This window comes from Pseudomonas palleroniana (genome assembly GCF_022836895.1).
GTDB classification, from domain to species: Bacteria; Pseudomonadota; Gammaproteobacteria; order Pseudomonadales; family Pseudomonadaceae; genus Aquipseudomonas; species Aquipseudomonas palleroniana.
Genome location: NZ_CP092411.1, coordinates 734996 through 749901, shown reverse-complemented (window position 1 = coordinate 749901; position 14906 = coordinate 734996). Strand labels below are relative to the sequence as shown.

17 protein-coding genes are annotated in these 14906 nt (G+C 60.8%); 10 read left to right on the top strand and 7 right to left on the bottom strand.

The window, feature by feature from the left end:
• Positions 1-416: 416 nt before the first annotated feature.
• Positions 417-1811, top strand: a complete 1395-nt coding sequence (gene argH, locus MJP36_RS03215; RefSeq protein ID WP_034110688.1) for an argininosuccinate lyase — start codon at positions 417-419, stop codon at positions 1809-1811.
• 58 nt (positions 1812-1869) lie between these two features.
• Here argH and MJP36_RS03210 read toward each other — a convergent pair whose 3' ends face one another.
• Positions 1870-2529 (bottom strand): glutathione S-transferase family protein, encoded by a 660-nt coding sequence (locus MJP36_RS03210; protein ID WP_060753610.1) that lies wholly within the window; start codon positions 2527-2529, stop codon positions 1870-1872.
• Between the two features lie 126 nt (positions 2530-2655).
• On the opposite strand from MJP36_RS03210, the gene MJP36_RS03205 reads away from it, so the two are divergent.
• From MJP36_RS03205 to MJP36_RS03195, 3 genes are all read left to right on the top strand, one after another.
• Complete coding sequence (locus tag MJP36_RS03205) at positions 2656-2940, top strand: hypothetical protein (protein ID WP_060753611.1); 285 nt, start codon at positions 2656-2658, stop codon at positions 2938-2940.
• 152 nt (positions 2941-3092) lie between these two features.
• Positions 3093-3344, top strand: coding sequence for a TIGR02647 family protein (locus tag MJP36_RS03200; protein WP_161548616.1), 252 nt, complete (start codon positions 3093-3095; stop codon positions 3342-3344).
• Between the two features lie 170 nt (positions 3345-3514).
• Complete coding sequence (locus MJP36_RS03195; protein WP_161548615.1) at positions 3515-6355, top strand: class I adenylate cyclase; 2841 nt, start codon at positions 3515-3517, stop codon at positions 6353-6355.
• Here MJP36_RS03195 and rnk read toward each other — a convergent pair.
• The 3 genes from rnk to cyaY all read right to left on the bottom strand — a co-directional run bounded on the left by rnk (position 6352) and on the right by cyaY (position 7450).
• Positions 6352-6765: a nucleoside diphosphate kinase regulator gene (gene rnk / locus MJP36_RS03190; RefSeq protein ID WP_060753614.1), complete on the bottom strand. Its 414-nt coding sequence runs from the start codon at positions 6763-6765 to the stop codon at positions 6352-6354. The genes MJP36_RS03195 and rnk overlap by 4 nt on opposite strands.
• 131 nt (positions 6766-6896) lie before the next feature.
• On the bottom strand, positions 6897-7115 hold the full coding sequence (locus tag MJP36_RS03185; RefSeq protein ID WP_081086974.1) for a DUF1289 domain-containing protein: 219 nt from the start codon (positions 7113-7115) through the stop codon (positions 6897-6899).
• 2 nt (positions 7116-7117) lie between these two features.
• On the bottom strand, positions 7118-7450 hold the full coding sequence (gene cyaY, locus MJP36_RS03180) for an iron donor protein CyaY (protein ID WP_060753615.1): 333 nt from the start codon (positions 7448-7450) through the stop codon (positions 7118-7120).
• 238 nt (positions 7451-7688) lie between these two features.
• Between cyaY and lptM the strand changes: the two genes are divergently transcribed.
• Genes lptM through MJP36_RS03150 form a run of 6 tightly spaced genes read left to right on the top strand, consistent with a single transcriptional unit; the run spans position 7689 to position 12274 of the window.
• Positions 7689-7859 carry an LPS translocon maturation chaperone LptM gene (lptM, locus tag MJP36_RS03175; RefSeq protein WP_078739734.1) on the top strand — a complete coding sequence of 57 codons (171 nt, stop codon included), beginning with the start codon at positions 7689-7691 and terminating at the stop codon, positions 7857-7859.
• Positions 7860-7868: 9 nt separating this feature from the next.
• Positions 7869-9116 (top strand): diaminopimelate decarboxylase, encoded by a 1248-nt coding sequence (gene lysA / locus MJP36_RS03170; protein WP_104995005.1) that lies wholly within the window; start codon positions 7869-7871, stop codon positions 9114-9116.
• A gap of 3 nt (positions 9117-9119) precedes the next feature.
• Positions 9120-9950 carry a diaminopimelate epimerase gene (gene dapF, locus MJP36_RS03165; RefSeq protein WP_090368005.1) on the top strand — a complete coding sequence of 277 codons (831 nt, stop codon included), beginning with the start codon at positions 9120-9122 and terminating at the stop codon, positions 9948-9950.
• A 13-nt stretch (positions 9951-9963) separates the two neighbouring features.
• A complete protein-coding gene (locus tag MJP36_RS03160; protein WP_060753618.1) occupies positions 9964-10680 on the top strand; it encodes a DUF484 family protein in 717 nt (238 codons plus the stop codon).
• A 2-nt stretch (positions 10681-10682) separates the two neighbouring features.
• Positions 10683-11582 (top strand): tyrosine recombinase XerC, encoded by a 900-nt coding sequence (gene xerC, locus MJP36_RS03155; RefSeq protein ID WP_060753619.1) that lies wholly within the window; start codon positions 10683-10685, stop codon positions 11580-11582.
• Positions 11579-12274, top strand: coding sequence for an HAD family hydrolase (locus MJP36_RS03150; RefSeq protein WP_060753620.1), 696 nt, complete (start codon positions 11579-11581; stop codon positions 12272-12274). Before xerC ends, MJP36_RS03150 begins: the two co-directional genes overlap by 4 nt.
• A gap of 198 nt (positions 12275-12472) precedes the next feature.
• Here the strand turns inward: MJP36_RS03150 and sutA are convergent, their stop codons facing one another.
• The 3 genes from sutA to MJP36_RS03135 form a co-directional block, all read right to left on the bottom strand.
• Positions 12473-12799: a transcriptional regulator SutA gene (gene sutA / locus MJP36_RS03145; protein WP_060753621.1), complete on the bottom strand. Its 327-nt coding sequence runs from the start codon at positions 12797-12799 to the stop codon at positions 12473-12475.
• Positions 12800-12902: 103 nt separating this feature from the next.
• Complete coding sequence (locus MJP36_RS03140; RefSeq protein ID WP_060753622.1) at positions 12903-13328, bottom strand: secondary thiamine-phosphate synthase enzyme YjbQ; 426 nt, start codon at positions 13326-13328, stop codon at positions 12903-12905.
• A gap of 211 nt (positions 13329-13539) precedes the next feature.
• Positions 13540-14880, bottom strand: coding sequence for an ammonium transporter (locus MJP36_RS03135; protein WP_104995009.1), 1341 nt, complete (start codon positions 14878-14880; stop codon positions 13540-13542).
• Positions 14881-14906: the final 26 nt, after the last annotated feature.

Here is a 14906-nt window from a genome sequence, read left to right as displayed (position 1 = left end):
GCGCGAGCGGCAAAAAGTGCCCCAAGAGTGGCACCCATATTTACCCGGACCTGTTCAATTGCGCCCAAGACCGCCTGCCTCAGGGCATCGTCGTAGGGTTTACTGATACACAATCCGAATACCCCCCTTTTCTAATGGATAGTCAGGGCTTCGACCGCATCACCCGACTTTGGTGCATTCACGCTCTATCAGTGCAACTGTAGACGCTCACTGAGACCACATTGCTCAATCGTCAAATATCGTTTCAATAAACATCTGGCTCCAGTCTCTTCCCGGACGCGTTCGGCGGCAAGGCACTTAGCCACCCTTTGTACAAATAAAAATGCCGACCACCCGCAGCACCGCCTCCCCAGGCAACCCTGTTATTATCGCCGGTACACCTCCATGCCTCTTTTAAGCAGATCACGAGCGAATCCATGAGCACCGACAAGACCAACCAGTCCTGGGGCGGCCGCTTCAGTGAACCCGTCGACGCCTTCGTCGCCCGCTTCACCGCCTCCGTCACCTTCGACCAGCGCCTGTACCGCCACGACATCATGGGCTCGATCGCCCACGCCACGATGCTGGCCAAGGTGGGCGTGCTGACCGACGCCGAGCGCGACAGCATCATCGACGGCCTGACCACCATTCGCGGTGAGATCGAAGCCGGTACGTTCGACTGGCGCGTCGACCTGGAAGACGTGCACATGAATATCGAAGCGCGCCTCACTGATCGCATCGGTGTGACCGGCAAGAAGCTGCATACCGGTCGCAGCCGTAACGACCAGGTGGCCACCGATATCCGCCTGTGGCTGCGCGACGAAATCGACCTGATCCTGTCCGAGATCACCCGCCTGCAAAAAGGTTTGCTGGAGCAGGCCGAGCGCGAATCGGACACCATCATGCCCGGCTTCACCCATCTGCAGACTGCACAGCCTGTAACCTTCGGCCACCACCTGCTGGCCTGGTTCGAAATGCTCAGCCGCGACTACGAGCGCCTGGTGGATTGCCGCAAACGTGCCAACCGCATGCCGCTGGGCAGCGCCGCGCTGGCCGGTACCACGTACCCGATCGATCGTGAGTACACCGCACAACTGCTAGGTTTTGACGCCGTTGGCGGCAACTCCCTGGACGGCGTGTCGGACCGTGACTTCGCCATCGAATTCTGCGCCGCAGCCAGCATCGCGATGATGCACCTGTCGCGCTTTTCCGAAGAGCTGGTGCTGTGGACCAGCGCGCAATTTCAATTCATCGACCTGCCAGACCGCTTCTGCACCGGCAGCTCGATCATGCCGCAAAAGAAAAACCCCGATGTGCCCGAGCTGGTGCGCGGCAAGAGCGGTCGCGTGTTCGGTGCACTGATGGGCCTGCTGACCCTGATGAAAGGCCAGCCGCTGGCCTACAACAAGGACAACCAGGAAGACAAGGAGCCGCTGTTCGACGCGGCCGATACCCTGCGCGACTCGCTGCGCGCCTTTGCCGACATGATCCCGGCGATCAAGCCCAAGCACGCAATCATGCGTGAAGCGGCCCTGCGTGGGTTCTCCACCGCGACCGACCTGGCGGACTACCTGGTGCGCCGTGGCCTGCCGTTCCGTGACTGCCATGAAATCGTCGGGCATGCCGTCAAATACGGCGTGGATACCGGCAAGGACTTGGCGGAAATGAGCCTGGAAGAGCTGCGCCAGTTCAGCGACCAGATCGAGCAGGACGTGTTTGCCGTGCTGACCCTGGAAGGCTCGGTCAACGCCCGCAACCACGTGGGCGGCACTGCGCCGGCGCAGGTCAAGGCAGCCGTCGCGCGCGGCCAGGCACTGCTCGCCAGCCGCTGATGCATGCTTGTGGGAGGGGGCTTGCTCCCTCCCACATTTTGAACAGCACCCATGCTGACTATTTCTTGGCAGCGATCATCGCCAAAAATGCTGGCATCGCCGCTTCCCTGTCCGCCGCCACCTTCTGGGCATTAGGCATGGCGTGCAGTCGCTCCAGCAACGCCTTGGCCTTCTCCAGACCTTCCAGAAAATCCAGCCCGAACAGCTTTTCGCCTACCGCACAGGCAAGGTTCACGCTGTACATGAAATAGAGGTCGGCAATCGTCAAACTCTCACCCGCCACATACGGTGCAAATTTGCCGTGGCGCCCTAATGATGCGATCCCCAACAGCAAATCAGCCTTGGATTTCTCCTTGATTGCGTCCGGCACCGGCATACCGAAAAATGCCTCGGCAAAACACGCGCGGGCCGGTAACTCGATATACAGTTCAATTTCCCGGCACAGCGCCAACACCTGGGCGCGCTGAAACGGCTCGCCCGGCAACAGGGCAGGGCCTTCCTGGGTTTGCTCGATATATTCAAGGATCACGCTGGTCTCATTGATGAAACCCTGCTTCACGCCCAGCACCGGCACTTTGCCACGCGGGCTTACCGCCAGTGCCTCTGGAGTCTGACTTGGGAAAAACAGCACTTCCTCAAACGGCAGTCCTTTCTCCATCAGCGCCAGTTTGACCATGTTGTAGTAGTTACTGACCGAAAAACCGTAAAGCTTGAGCATTGCGCGTGCCTCCATGCCATGTGTGGGGTTGGCTGCAAGCGTTATAGCCTCCCGAACCCGACCTTGCCAGCAGCATCACTTGCCTGAATGGGCGTAGACTGGCGTCCTTTCCTTGAGGAGCCTGCCATGAGCGAGCCGACCGATATCGACAACGACGAAGAAGAGTTCACCGAGAGCACGCTGACCCAGGCGATTGAAAACCAGATCGAGAGCGACAACCCGCCTGCCGCCAAGGCCACCTTCAACAAGCTGACGCTGGTGGGTTACGAGCGCGAAGACATTCTGAATCTCATGGCCCATGTATTGGCTGTCGAAATCGACAAGATGCTCGAAGAAGACCGCGCATTCGATACCCAATGGTACGAAACCGCGCTGCGTGCATTGCCCGACCTGCCTCCGGAAAACGCCTGAATCCAGGGATATTGGTGGCAGGGAAGCCCGCTTCCTCGCCACAAACTTGCGCCATATCAAGACCCAGGAGTTTGTGACTGGACAGCCCGGCAAAGTGCGTTCACCTTATGTCCTGCTAGCCTCTAATAAATTCTAGAAAGTCTGGAGTCCTTATGTCGTATACCCCTGAGTTGGTTGCCGAACTGGAAATCCTTGCACTCTTCAGCCTGGACAGCTCCCAGGAAGGTCTTAAAGTCCACCAGACCGCTGCCCCCACTGCCATCGCCGCTGCCAGGCGCCTGTTTGAAAAAGAGCTGATCACCCAACCCGACGGTGGCTACCTGACAAGCCTCGGTCGGGATGCAGCCGAGCACGCCCAAGGCCTGCTGAGGATTCTGAGCACCACGAAAAAAGAAGCCGCCTGAGACCTGATACCGCCCACGGAGTCTGCTGGCTGCGGATTCCGTGGGCATTGCTGTGTAATAGTGAAAAATCTGGCGCCAAAAAGCCTTTTCCCCTCTAAACCTCCTACCCTTCTGACTGTAAACTCCTACACGGCCGCCCATGTCGGGCTCTTCGAGCCAACGCCTGCGAAATGACCCGCACCCACGAAATCCGTCCCGATCTGGATGAAGGCATCGACCGCAAGGTGCTGGCCCAGTTGCGCGCACGCTTCATGACCCTGAACGAGGGCCGCATGGCCCGCGCCGTCGAAGGGCTGACACCACGCCAGCAGAGCGTCTTGGCGATGTTGCCGCTGTTTTTCCACGTCAATCACCCGCTGTTGCCTGGCTACGTGTCCGGCAGCACCCCGGCCGGCCTGTCCAACTTCGAGCCCGACGCCCAAGCCCTCAATGAAGCCCAACGCCTGACTCGCTCGTTCTCCTACAAGCCACGCCCGGTCAATCAGCCCAGGCCGATCCACGGCCTGTTCCTGATGGGCAGCCTCGGCACCCTGGCCCAGGCGGATCAAAGCGATATGGACGTGTGGGTGTGCCACGCCCCGGACCTCAACGACAACGAACTGGCCGAGCTACGTAAAAAGTGCCAGCTACTGGAAGCCTGGGCCCTGACCATGGGCACCGAGGCGCACTTCTTCCTGATCGAACCGACGCGCTTTGTACTGGGTGAGCGTGATACGCAGCTCAGCTCCGACGACTGCGGGACCACCCAGCATTACCTGCTGCTGGATGAGTTCTACCGCACCGCGATCTGGCTGGCCGGGCGCACGCCGATCTGGTGGCTGGTGCCGGTGTATGAAGAAACCCGCTATGCCGAGTTCACCCATGCGCTGATTTCCAAGCGCTTTATCCGCGCCGACGAAACCCTCGATCTGGGCCACCTGGCGTACATTCCTCCAGGCGAGTTCATTGGCGCCGGCCTCTGGCAACTGTTCAAAGGCATCGAGTCGCCCTACAAGTCGGTGCTCAAGTTGCTGCTGACCGAGGTCTACGCCAGCGAACACCCGAACGTGCAGTGCCTGAGCCTGCGCTTCAAACGGGCGGTGTTCGCCAACCAGTTGGACCTGGATGAGTTGGACCCGTACATCGTGGTCTATCGGCGGATCGAGGAGTACCTCAAGGCCCGCAACGAGCCGGAGCGCCTTGAGCTGGTGCGGCGCGCGCTGTATTTGAAGGTCAACCGCAAACTCAGCGCCGGCCAGCGCACCACCAGTTGGCAACGCCTGCTGCTGGAACGGCTGGCCCACGAGTGGGGCTGGGACCCGCGTCAGCTGACCCTGCTGGACAGCCGCAGCCAGTGGAAAGTGCGCCAGGTCGCGCTGGAACGCCGGGCGTTGGTCAATGAGCTCAATTACAGCTACCGCTTCCTGACCCAGTTCGCCCGCACCGAGAAGACCGTCAGCCCGATCAACCGGCGTGACCTCAATGTGCTGGGTCGACGCTTATATGCAGCCTTTGAACGCAAGGCCGGCAAGGTCGAGTTCATCAACCCCGGCATCGCCCCGGACCTGGCCGAAGACACCCTGACCCTGGTGCAATCGCCCAACCGCAAAGAACCCGGCCGGCATTACTGGGGCCTGTATAACGGTAACCTTACGGCCTTGGAATGGGAGCACTTCGCGCCGATCAAGCGCAGCCGCGACCTGCTGGAAATGCTCACCTGGTGCCATCGCAACGGTGTGATCGACAGCAGCACCCGCCTGGCGCTGCACCCGGGCACCAGTGACATGACGGAGTTCGAGCTGTTCAACCTGCTGGGCAGCCTGCAGCAGACCATCGCCCTGCCCTTGGTCAGCGTCGATGAAGAACGCCTGCTGCGTTCGGCGGTTCCGGAAGAAGTGTTGTTGCTTATCAATGTCGGCGTCGACCCGCTCAAACATCACCGCGACCTGAACATCCTGATGACCACCGAGCGCACCGACTCGCTCAGCTATGCCGGTGTACGCGACAACCTCGTGCTGACCCTGGATCAGGTCACGCTCAATAGCTGGAACGAGGTGATGGTCAGCCGTTACGACGGCCCCCACGCGCTGCTCGAATGCTTGCGTGACTACCTCAACCAACTGCCGCCGAATCACTTGCCCAGGTTGCGGGTACGCTGCTTCTGCCACAACCGTGCGCAGTTCATTGCCCAGCGCGTCGAAGAAATCTTCGATACCGCACAAAACCTGCTGATCGGCCAAGGCAATCACCGTTACCTGCTCCAGGTGCAGCAGCATTATCACGTGATGGAACTGGTGCCGGGGCAGGCCAACCATGTGTCGCTGCCAACCCAGGACGCACTGATCGCCTACCTCAGCGAAGAACTCGCCAGCTACAGCCCGCTGCACCTGGACGCCATGGCCCTGGAAGACCACGACTTGGCGTTGCTGCTGCCCATGGGCCTGGCCGATTGCGTGCAGGTGTTCTACCGGGTCAATGAAGGTCATGCCGAGTTGTACGTACTGGATGAGTTCAATGCGCTCTGGCAGCAACGCCTGCCCTTTCATGACGAACAGAGCCTGTTGGCACCGTTGCAACGTTTCCTTCAATCGATCATCTATCGCCGCGAAGCCCTGTCGTCCCTGGACACGCAACAACCGCTGGGCGAAGTGCGAACCCTGTATTACCAGCTATTGCCGTCCGGCAGCACCCGTGCACGCGGCATCGAGCCTCGGCCGGCACCTTCGACCCCGGCCGACAAAGCGTTTTATGAGGTACAGGCGATTATCGGCAAAGCCGCTCACGGCCGAGTGGGCATCACGCTGTACTGCAATCAGCGCGAGTTTTCCGAACTGGAATTTGGCGACCAACTGTTTGCCGTGGTCGCCCAGGAGATCGTCGGGCAACGCCGCGAAGCCGAGCGCTACCGCTGCTACATCACCGACCTGGACCTCTCGGGCCTGCTCGGTGACGTGCAAAGCCCAAGCAACCTGTATCTGCGCTACAAGGCCGAGCTCGAACTCTCGCTCAACAAGGCGCTGAACCAGGTTTAGAGAGGAAAGGCGCCGCCATCCTTGGGCTGGCCTTCAACGCTGAGCAACTCCAGCTTGAGGGTCTTGCCGCCCGGTGCCGGCCAGTCGATGTGCTGGCCTATCTGCAGGCCGAGCAACGCACTGCCCACCGGTGCCAGGATCGAGATTTTGCCTTCATCGGCGTTCGCGTGTTTCGGGTAGACCAGGGTCAGGTGGTAGTCCTTGCCGCTGCCTTGCTCGCGACAATGCACGCTGGAGTTCATGGTCACGACACCCGCAGGCACTTCATCGTGACCAACCACGTCTTCGGCGCGGTCGAGTTCGGCTTGCAACGCTTCGACGCCGGGAGACTCGTCGCCCAAGCGGTCGATCAATTGCTCCAGGCGCTGCACGTCAAGACGGGTGAGGATGATGGAAGGTGCGGTGGTCATGATTCAGGCAGACTCCTTTTTTCTGCACAAAAAAGCAAAACCCCGCCAAAAAAAGGCGGGGTTCTCGCGGACCTCGATGAGTTGAGGTGTATCCGGACACTACCACAGCGTCACAAATAAACAAGACGGCCTCAGACGCGCGCCCTGCGCTGCTCGGCTTCGGCACAAATCACCCGGCGCCGGGAATCGTCGGCAGAGCGCCATTCACGGATGTCTTCCACGTGACGAAAGCAGCCAAGGCAGACTTTCTGCTCATCCAGTCGACACAAACTGATACAAGGTGACGGCACCGCCGGGCTGACATTACTGAACAGTGGCTTTGGCGGGCGTGCAGGTGCGGGCTGGGTCACCGTCAGATCTCGTCGAAGTCCAGCTCGACGCCGGTGTAGTCGTTGACCAGGCGCGTGAGCATCTCGCTCAGCAGCTCTTCACTCTTGTCGCACTGCCATTTGCCGCTTTCTTCGTCGTAGTCGAAGTGAACACCACCAGAACGCGCCGCCAGCCAGAGCTGACGCAGCGGCTCCTGACGACTGAAGATCAGCTGCTGGCCGCTCTCGAACTTGACCGTCAGCACGCCAGCCGAATTTTCCAGATCCACGTCCAGGCCGCTGTCGTCGAAAATATCTTCCAGCGCCTGCTGGGTCGAATCCACCAAGTCGTGAAAACGGGCTTCGGTCAAACTCATTGTGGCAACCTCAAAAGTGTCTGGTTCTGCTCAAGCGCCGCACCATACGGGCGAGCTTCGCCGATTGCAAAGGATACCGATTTCAACACGATTGGCGGCGTGAAATATCCTCAAGCAGCGTAGTACGCTTCCCGGCCGTCTCGGCAAACCCCCGCCGGACGGGTATTTCAGCGCATAGGCAAGCTGGCGGGTGGTCGGTATACTCGGGCGCAATTAATGCATATTCAAGGATTTCGCCATGAAGCGCCTGATCTCTTCCCTTGCTGCGCTCGTCGCGGTCGCTTGCCTCGTTAGTGCCTGTGGTCAAAAAGGCCCGCTGTACCTGCCGGATGACAGCAAAGACCCGAACGACCAGGCACAATCGTCGCAAAAGCCATCCAAAGCGCATAAGCACGACACCTACGAATAAGGGAACTCCATGGACGCTTTTAACTACCGGGACGGCGAGCTGTTCGCGGAAGGCGTGGCGTTGTCCGCGATTGCCGAGCGCTTTGGCACCCCGACCTATGTGTACTCCCGTGCGCATATCGAAGCCCAATACCGCAGCTTTGCCGACGCGCTGGAAGGCACACCAAGCCTGGTGTGCTACGCGGTCAAGGCCAATTCCAACCTGGGTGTACTGAATGTCCTGGCGCGCCTGGGCGCCGGTTTCGACATCGTCTCCCGTGGCGAGCTGGAACGCGTGCTGGCAGCCGGTGGCAAAGCGGACAAGATCGTGTTTTCCGGCGTCGGCAAAACCCGCGAAGACATGCGCCGTGCGCTGGAAGTCGGCGTGCATTGCTTCAACGTCGAATCCACCGACGAGCTTGAGCGCCTGCAAGTGGTCGCCGCCGAGATGGGTGTTCGTGCGCCGATCTCCCTGCGCGTCAACCCGGACGTCGATGCCGGCACCCACCCGTACATTTCCACCGGTCTCAAAGAGAACAAGTTCGGCATCGCCATTGCCGACGCCGAAGACGTGTACATCCGCGCCGCCCAACTGCCCAACCTGGAAGTGCTGGGTGTTGACTGCCACATCGGCTCGCAACTGACCACGCTGCCACCGTTCCTGGACGCCCTCGACCGCCTGCTGGCACTGGTCGACCGTCTCGGCGAATGTGGTATCTACCTGCACCACATCGACCTCGGTGGTGGTGTGGGCGTGCGTTATCGCGACGAAGAGCCGCCGCTGGTGGCCGACTACATCAAGGCAGCACTCCAGCGCATCGAGGGCCGCGGCCTGACGCTGATGTTCGAGCCGGGCCGCTACATCGTTGCCAATGCCGGCGTGCTGCTGACCCAGGTCGAGTACCTCAAGCACACCGAGCACAAGGATTTCGCCATCGTCGACGCGGCGATGAACGACCTGATCCGCCCGGCGCTGTACCAGGCCTGGATGAACGTCACCGCTGTAACACCACGCGAAGGTGTTGCACGCGCCTACGACATCGTCGGCCCGATCTGCGAGACCGGCGATTTCCTGGCCAAGGATCGTCAGTTGGCCCTGGAAGAAGGCGACCTGCTGGCCGTACATTCGGCGGGTGCCTATGGGTTTGTCATGAGTTCCAACTACAACACCCGCGGCCGTACCGCCGAGGTGCTGGTGGACGGTGATCAAGCGTTCGAAGTGCGTCGCCGCGAGACGGTAGCCGAGTTGTATGCTGGCGAAAGCCTGCTGCCGGAGTAAGCCATGCTGCTGCGTTTTACCAAGATGCACGGGCTGGGCAATGACTTCATGGTCCTCGACCTGGTCAGCCAGCACGCGCACATCCAGCCCAAACACGCCAAACAGTGGGGCGACCGTCACACCGGCATTGGCTTCGACCAGCTGCTGATCGTCGAGGCGCCAAGCAACCCGGAGGTGGATTTCCGTTATCGGATCTTCAACTCCGACGGTTCCGAAGTGGAACAGTGCGGCAACGGTGCACGTTGCTTTGCGCGCTTCGTGCTGGACAAGCGCCTGACCGCCAAACGCCAGATTCGCGTCGAGACCAAGGGCGGCGTGATTGAACTGGATGTCCGCAACGACGGCCAGATCAGCGTCAACATGGGCGAGCCCCGCCTGGTGCCGGCAGACATTCCGTTCCAGGCTACCGAGCAGGCCGCAAGCTACGCGCTGGAGGTTGACGGCAAAAACGTCGACATCGCTGCCGTCTCCATGGGCAACCCGCATGCCGTGCTGCGGGTCAATGACATCAACAACGCTCCTGTGCATGAATTGGGGCCGAAAATCGAACATCACCCGCGCTTTCCGGCACGGGTCAATGTGGGCTTCCTGCAGGTGATCGACCGTTCCCGCGCGCAATTGCGTGTATGGGAACGCGGCGCCGGCGAAACCCAGGCTTGCGGTACCGGCGCTTGCGCCGCTGCCGTGGCCGCGATCAGCCAGGGGTGGATGGATTCGCCGTTGCTGATCGACCTGCCCGGCGGACGCTTGTCCATCGAATGGGCAGGCCCTGGCCACCCGGTGATGATGACCGGGCCGGCCTCGCGCGTATACGAAGGACAGGTCCGTCTATGAGTGAGCCAAACCAATGACCGATAAGCCTCAAGTACCCGCACAAGCATCCCCAACCGACAGTCTGGAGGCCGCTGCCGTCGCGGCGTACCTTGAGGCTCATCCGGACTTTTTCGTCGATCACGAAGAACTGCTGCCGGCCCTGCGCATTCCTCACCGGCGCGGCGACACCGTTTCGCTGGTTGAGCGCCAGATGAACATCCTGCGCGAGCGCAATATCGAAATGCGCCATCGGCTCTCCCATCTGATGGACGTGGCCCGCGACAATGACCGCCTGTTCGACAAGACACGCCGCCTGATCCTGACCCTGATGGACGCCAACAGCCTGGAAGAAACGGTGATCGCCGTGGAAGACAGCCTGCGCCAGGACTTCCAGGTCCCGTTTGTCAGCCTGATCCTGTTCAGCGATAACCCGATGCCGGTGGGTCGCTGGGTCAGCGGTGGCGAGGCACAGACCGCTATCGGTGGCCTGCTGTCCGAAGGCAAGACCATCAGCGGCACCTTGCGCGAACACGAGCTGGACTTCCTGTTTGGTGCCGAACAACGCAAGCAGATCGGCTCCACCGCCGTGGTCGCCCTCAGCCACCAGGGCCTGCATGGCGTATTGGCCATCGCCAGTCGGGATCCTGCGCACTACAAGAGCTCGGTGGGCACGTTGTTCCTGACCTACATCGCCGAAGTGCTTGGCCGCGTATTACCGCGCTTCACCAGCACCTTGCGCGCGGTGCGCTAGCCATGGAACGGCAACTGGACGCTTATTGCGCTCACCTGCGCAACGAGCGCCAGGTGTCGCCCCATACCCTGCAAGCCTATCGGCGGGACCTGGACAAGGTCCTGGCACACTGTAAAAAACAGCAGATCACCAGCTGGAAAGCCCTGGATATCCAGAGCCTGCGCAGCCTGATCGCCCGCCTGCACCAGGCCGGCCAATCTTCGCGCAGCCTGTCACGCCTGCTATCAGCGGTGCGTGGCCTGTATCACTTTCTGAACCGCGAGGGTCTGTGCGACCACGACCCGGCCAATGGCCTCTCTCCGCCGAAGGGCGAACGACGCCTGCCGAAGACGCTGGATACCGATCGCGCCCTGCAATTGCTCGATGGCGCCGTTGAAGACGACTTCCTCGCCCATCGCGACCAGGCGATCCTTGAGCTGTTCTACTCCTCTGGCCTGCGGCTGTCGGAGCTGACCGGCCTGAACCTTGACCAACTGGACCTGGCCGACGGCCTGGTGCAAGTGCTCGGCAAGGGCAGCAAGACCCGCGTGCTGCCGGTGGGCCGCAAAGCCCGGGAAGCGTTGCAACTGTGGCTGCCGCTGCGCGCCCTGGCCAATCCGGTGGACGATGCCGTGTTTATCAGCCAACAAGGGCGGCGCCTCGGACCACGAGCAATCCAACTGCGGGTCAAGGCGGCCGGAGAGCGAGAATTGGGGCAGAACCTGCACCCACACATGCTGCGCCACTCCTTTGCCAGCCATCTGCTCGAATCCTCCCAGGACCTGCGTGCGGTACAGGAGCTGCTCGGCCACTCCGATATCAAGACCACGCAGATCTACACCCACCTCGATTTCCAACACCTGGCAACGGTATACGACAGCGCCCATCCTCGGGCCAAACGTATCAAGGGCGGCGACTCATGAGTATCAAGCTGATCACTTTCGACCTGGACGACACCCTGTGGGACAACGTCCCCGTCATTATCAGTGCCGAAGCGTCGATGCGCGAATGGCTGGCGACCCATGCCGCCAAGGTCGGCGACCTGCCGCTTGAGCATTTCGCCAGCCTGCGCCAGCAAGTGCTGGAGCGCCATCCCGAGTTGAAGCATCGCATCAGCATCCTGCGTCACCGGATACTGCTGCACGCATTTGAAGAGGCCGGCTATCCACCGCCTGAAGCCGCACAGATGGCGGACATATGCTTCGAAGCCTTCATCCATGCGCGTCATCAACTCACCCCTTTTCCCGAGGCCGAGCCCATGCTTCAAGCCTTGCGCCAGCACTTCCTGCTGGGGGTGATCACCAATGGCAATGCCGATGTGCAACGTGTGGGGCTGGCGGACTACTTTCACTTCGCCCTGCGCGCTGAAGATATCGGCATTGCCAAGCCGGATGCGCGACTGTTTCAAGAGGCATTGCAGCGGGGTGGCGTGGATGCCGACCAGGCGGTGCATATTGGCGATCATCCGGGGGATGACATCGCTGGGGCGCAGCAGGCGGGCCTTCGGGCGGTTTGGTTCAACCCGACGGGCAAGGCGTGGGAAGCGGACAAGCGTCCGGACGCGGAGATTCGCAGCCTGACCGAGTTACCGCCGCTGCTCGCCAGCTGGCAATAACTTGTAGTGAGCGGGCTTGCCCCGCGCTGGGGCGAAGCCGCCCCAACAAGGACATCGCGGTATTTCAGAAAGACCGAGGCGCCTGGGTTTAGGGCGGCTTCGCCCCCCAGCGCGGGGCAAGCCCGCTCACTACAATGACCAGGGCATGAAAAAGCCCGCAGCGACGGCGGGCTTTTTCTTACAAGCAGGTGCCTGACCTCAGATAGGTCGGCTGCCGTACTTGTTATCCGGCTTCTTCGGTGGGTCTGCCACCACGTTAGCCTCGACTTCCTGCACTTTGCCACCTTTGGCGAGGAACTCTTCCATCGCACGGGCCAGCGCGTCGCGCTCTTTGTTCTTGGCTTCAACACTCGGCAGTTCGTCTACCGAAACCGCAGCCTTGGCTTTGCCTTTGGCCGCAGGAACAGGTACATCATCGCCACCGTCGTCTTCAGCAACGTCTTCCGCCGCGGCTTCAAGACCTTCTTCGGTGTCGTCGTCGTCACCCACTTCGAGGTCGTCGTTTTCCAGATCATCGTCGCTCATGTTCTACCTCATGACTTGCGAAAAGCAGATTAGTTATAGCCCAGCTTCGCCTTCTGTCGAAGGTCGCCGGAAAAAAATCAACATCCACCGGATAACCAGTGGCTTATGCCTCATCACCGTGCAAGGTGGCGAGGACTTTACGAGCACCGCCATGATCACGGTGCTCGCCCAGATAAACACCTTGCCAGGTCCCCATCGCCAAGCGGCCGGCCTTGACCGGCAGACTCAGCTGGCAGCCCAGGAGACTGGCCTTGAAGTGCGCCGGCAGATCATCCGGCCCCTCGTCGTTGTGTTCAAACCCCGCACGGCCCTGCGGCACCAGTGAGTTGAAATAACGTTCGAAGTCACGGCGAACCGCCGGATCGGCGTTCTCGTTGACCGTCAACGAGGCCGAGGTGTGCTGCAGCCACAGATGCAACAGGCCCACGCGACATGCCTTCAATTCAGGCAAGCCGGCGAGCAACTCATCGGTTACCAAGTGAAAGCCCCGGGGCTTGGCCCGCAGAGTAATCAGGGTCTGTTGCCACATACAGTTCTCCGCCTATCGGCGCGCATTCTAGCGTGCTCTGGAAAAAAACAAAGTGCCGAATACGCCTACATGCCTGTAAGACATTCGCACAGTAAAAAGTGCCGTGTGCGGCCCATCACAAAGTCCGCACAAAAACCGTTACAGCCTTTTGGAACTGACAAACGCCAGACAAAAAAATGCCCGGCAAGCCGGGCATCTTTTTTTCGCGGATTTACAAGTTGTAACCGCGTTCGTTGTGTTGCGCCAGATCGAGGCCGACCGCCTCTTCTTCGTCGGTAACCCGCAGGCCCATCACCACATCCAGCACCTTGAGGATGATGAAGGTCACGATGGCCGTGTAGATCACGGTGAAGCCGACGCCTTTGCACTGAATCCAGACTTGCGCCGCGATATCAGTGGTGGCTGCGTTGAAGCCGCCCAGCGAAGGCGCCGCGAACACACCAGTCAGGATCGCACCCAGGATACCGCCGATACCGTGCACGCCGAAGGCATCCAGGGAGTCGTCGTAACCGAGCTTGCGTTTCAGGGTAGTGGCGCAGAAGAAACACACCACACCGGCGGCCAGGCCGATCACCAGTGCGCCCATCGGGCCCACGGTGCCGGCGGCTGGAGTGATTGCCACCAGGCCAGCCACCACGCCCGAGGCGATGCCCAGTGCGCTCGGCTTACCGTGGGTGATCCACTCGGCGAACATCCAGCCCAGTGCCGCAGCAGCGGTAGCGATCTGGGTCACCAGCATTGCCATACCGGCAGTACCGTTGGCAGCCGCCGCGGAGCCGGCGTTGAAGCCGAACCAACCCACCCACAGCATGGCCGCGCCGACCAGGGTGTAACCCAGGTTGTGCGGTGCCATCGGGGTGGTCGGGAAGCCTTTACGCTTGCCGAGTACCAGGCACGCCACCAGGCCAGCCACACCCGCGTTGATGTGCACCACGGTGCCACCGGCGAAGTCCAGCACGCCCCAGTCGCCCAGCAACGAACCCGGACCGCCCCATACCATGTGGGCAATCGGTGCGTAGACCAGGGTGAACCAGACGCCCATGAAGATCAGCATCGCGGAGAACTTCATACGCTCGGCAAAAGCACCGACGATCAGCGCAGGAGTAATGATGGCGAAAGTCATCTGGAAGGTGACGAACACCGCCTCGGGAAACAGCGCCGCAGGGCCCGTGATGCTCGCTGGGGTCACGCCCGACAGGAACAACTTGGACAGGCCGCCCACGAAGGAGTTGAAGTTGACGACGCCCGCTTCCATACCGGTGGTATCGAACGCCATGCTGTAGCCGTAGACAAACCACAGGATGGTGATCAGGCCAGTGATGGCGAAGCACTGCATCATCACGGAAAGAATGTTTTTAGAGCGCACCATGCCGCCGTAAAACAGCGCCAGACCCGGAATGGTCATGAACAGCACCAGCGCGGTGGAGGTGAGCATCCATGCCGTGTCGCCGGAATTGAGGACTGGAGCAGGTGCTGGGTCCGCCGCCAATGCCAGGGCGGGCATTACGAGGGACAACAGGGCTCCTAGCCCTGCGAATTTACGCAGAGTCATATTGTTTTCTCCTGGGGCGTTAAGGG

Coding starts and splice junctions, on each gene's coding strand:
- argH (WP_034110688.1), top strand. CDS start 417: ATGAGCACCGACAAGACCAACCAGTCCTGGGGCGGCCGCTTCAGTGAA.
- MJP36_RS03210 (WP_060753610.1), bottom strand. CDS start 2,529: ATGCTCAAGCTTTACGGTTTTTCGGTCAGTAACTACTACAACATGGTC.
- MJP36_RS03205 (WP_060753611.1), top strand. CDS start 2,656: ATGAGCGAGCCGACCGATATCGACAACGACGAAGAAGAGTTCACCGAG.
- MJP36_RS03200 (WP_161548616.1), top strand. CDS start 3,093: ATGTCGTATACCCCTGAGTTGGTTGCCGAACTGGAAATCCTTGCACTC.
- MJP36_RS03195 (WP_161548615.1), top strand. CDS start 3,515: ATGACCCGCACCCACGAAATCCGTCCCGATCTGGATGAAGGCATCGAC.
- rnk (WP_060753614.1), bottom strand. CDS start 6,765: ATGACCACCGCACCTTCCATCATCCTCACCCGTCTTGACGTGCAGCGC.
- cyaY (WP_060753615.1), bottom strand. CDS start 7,450: ATGAGTTTGACCGAAGCCCGTTTTCACGACTTGGTGGATTCGACCCAG.
- lptM (WP_078739734.1), top strand. CDS start 7,689: ATGAAGCGCCTGATCTCTTCCCTTGCTGCGCTCGTCGCGGTCGCTTGC.
- lysA (WP_104995005.1), top strand. CDS start 7,869: ATGGACGCTTTTAACTACCGGGACGGCGAGCTGTTCGCGGAAGGCGTG.
- dapF (WP_090368005.1), top strand. CDS start 9,120: ATGCTGCTGCGTTTTACCAAGATGCACGGGCTGGGCAATGACTTCATG.
- MJP36_RS03160 (WP_060753618.1), top strand. CDS start 9,964: ATGACCGATAAGCCTCAAGTACCCGCACAAGCATCCCCAACCGACAGT.
- xerC (WP_060753619.1), top strand. CDS start 10,683: ATGGAACGGCAACTGGACGCTTATTGCGCTCACCTGCGCAACGAGCGC.
- MJP36_RS03150 (WP_060753620.1), top strand. CDS start 11,579: ATGAGTATCAAGCTGATCACTTTCGACCTGGACGACACCCTGTGGGAC.
- sutA (WP_060753621.1), bottom strand. CDS start 12,799: ATGAGCGACGATGATCTGGAAAACGACGACCTCGAAGTGGGTGACGAC.
- MJP36_RS03140 (WP_060753622.1), bottom strand. CDS start 13,328: ATGTGGCAACAGACCCTGATTACTCTGCGGGCCAAGCCCCGGGGCTTT.
- MJP36_RS03135 (WP_104995009.1), bottom strand. CDS start 14,880: ATGACTCTGCGTAAATTCGCAGGGCTAGGAGCCCTGTTGTCCCTCGTA.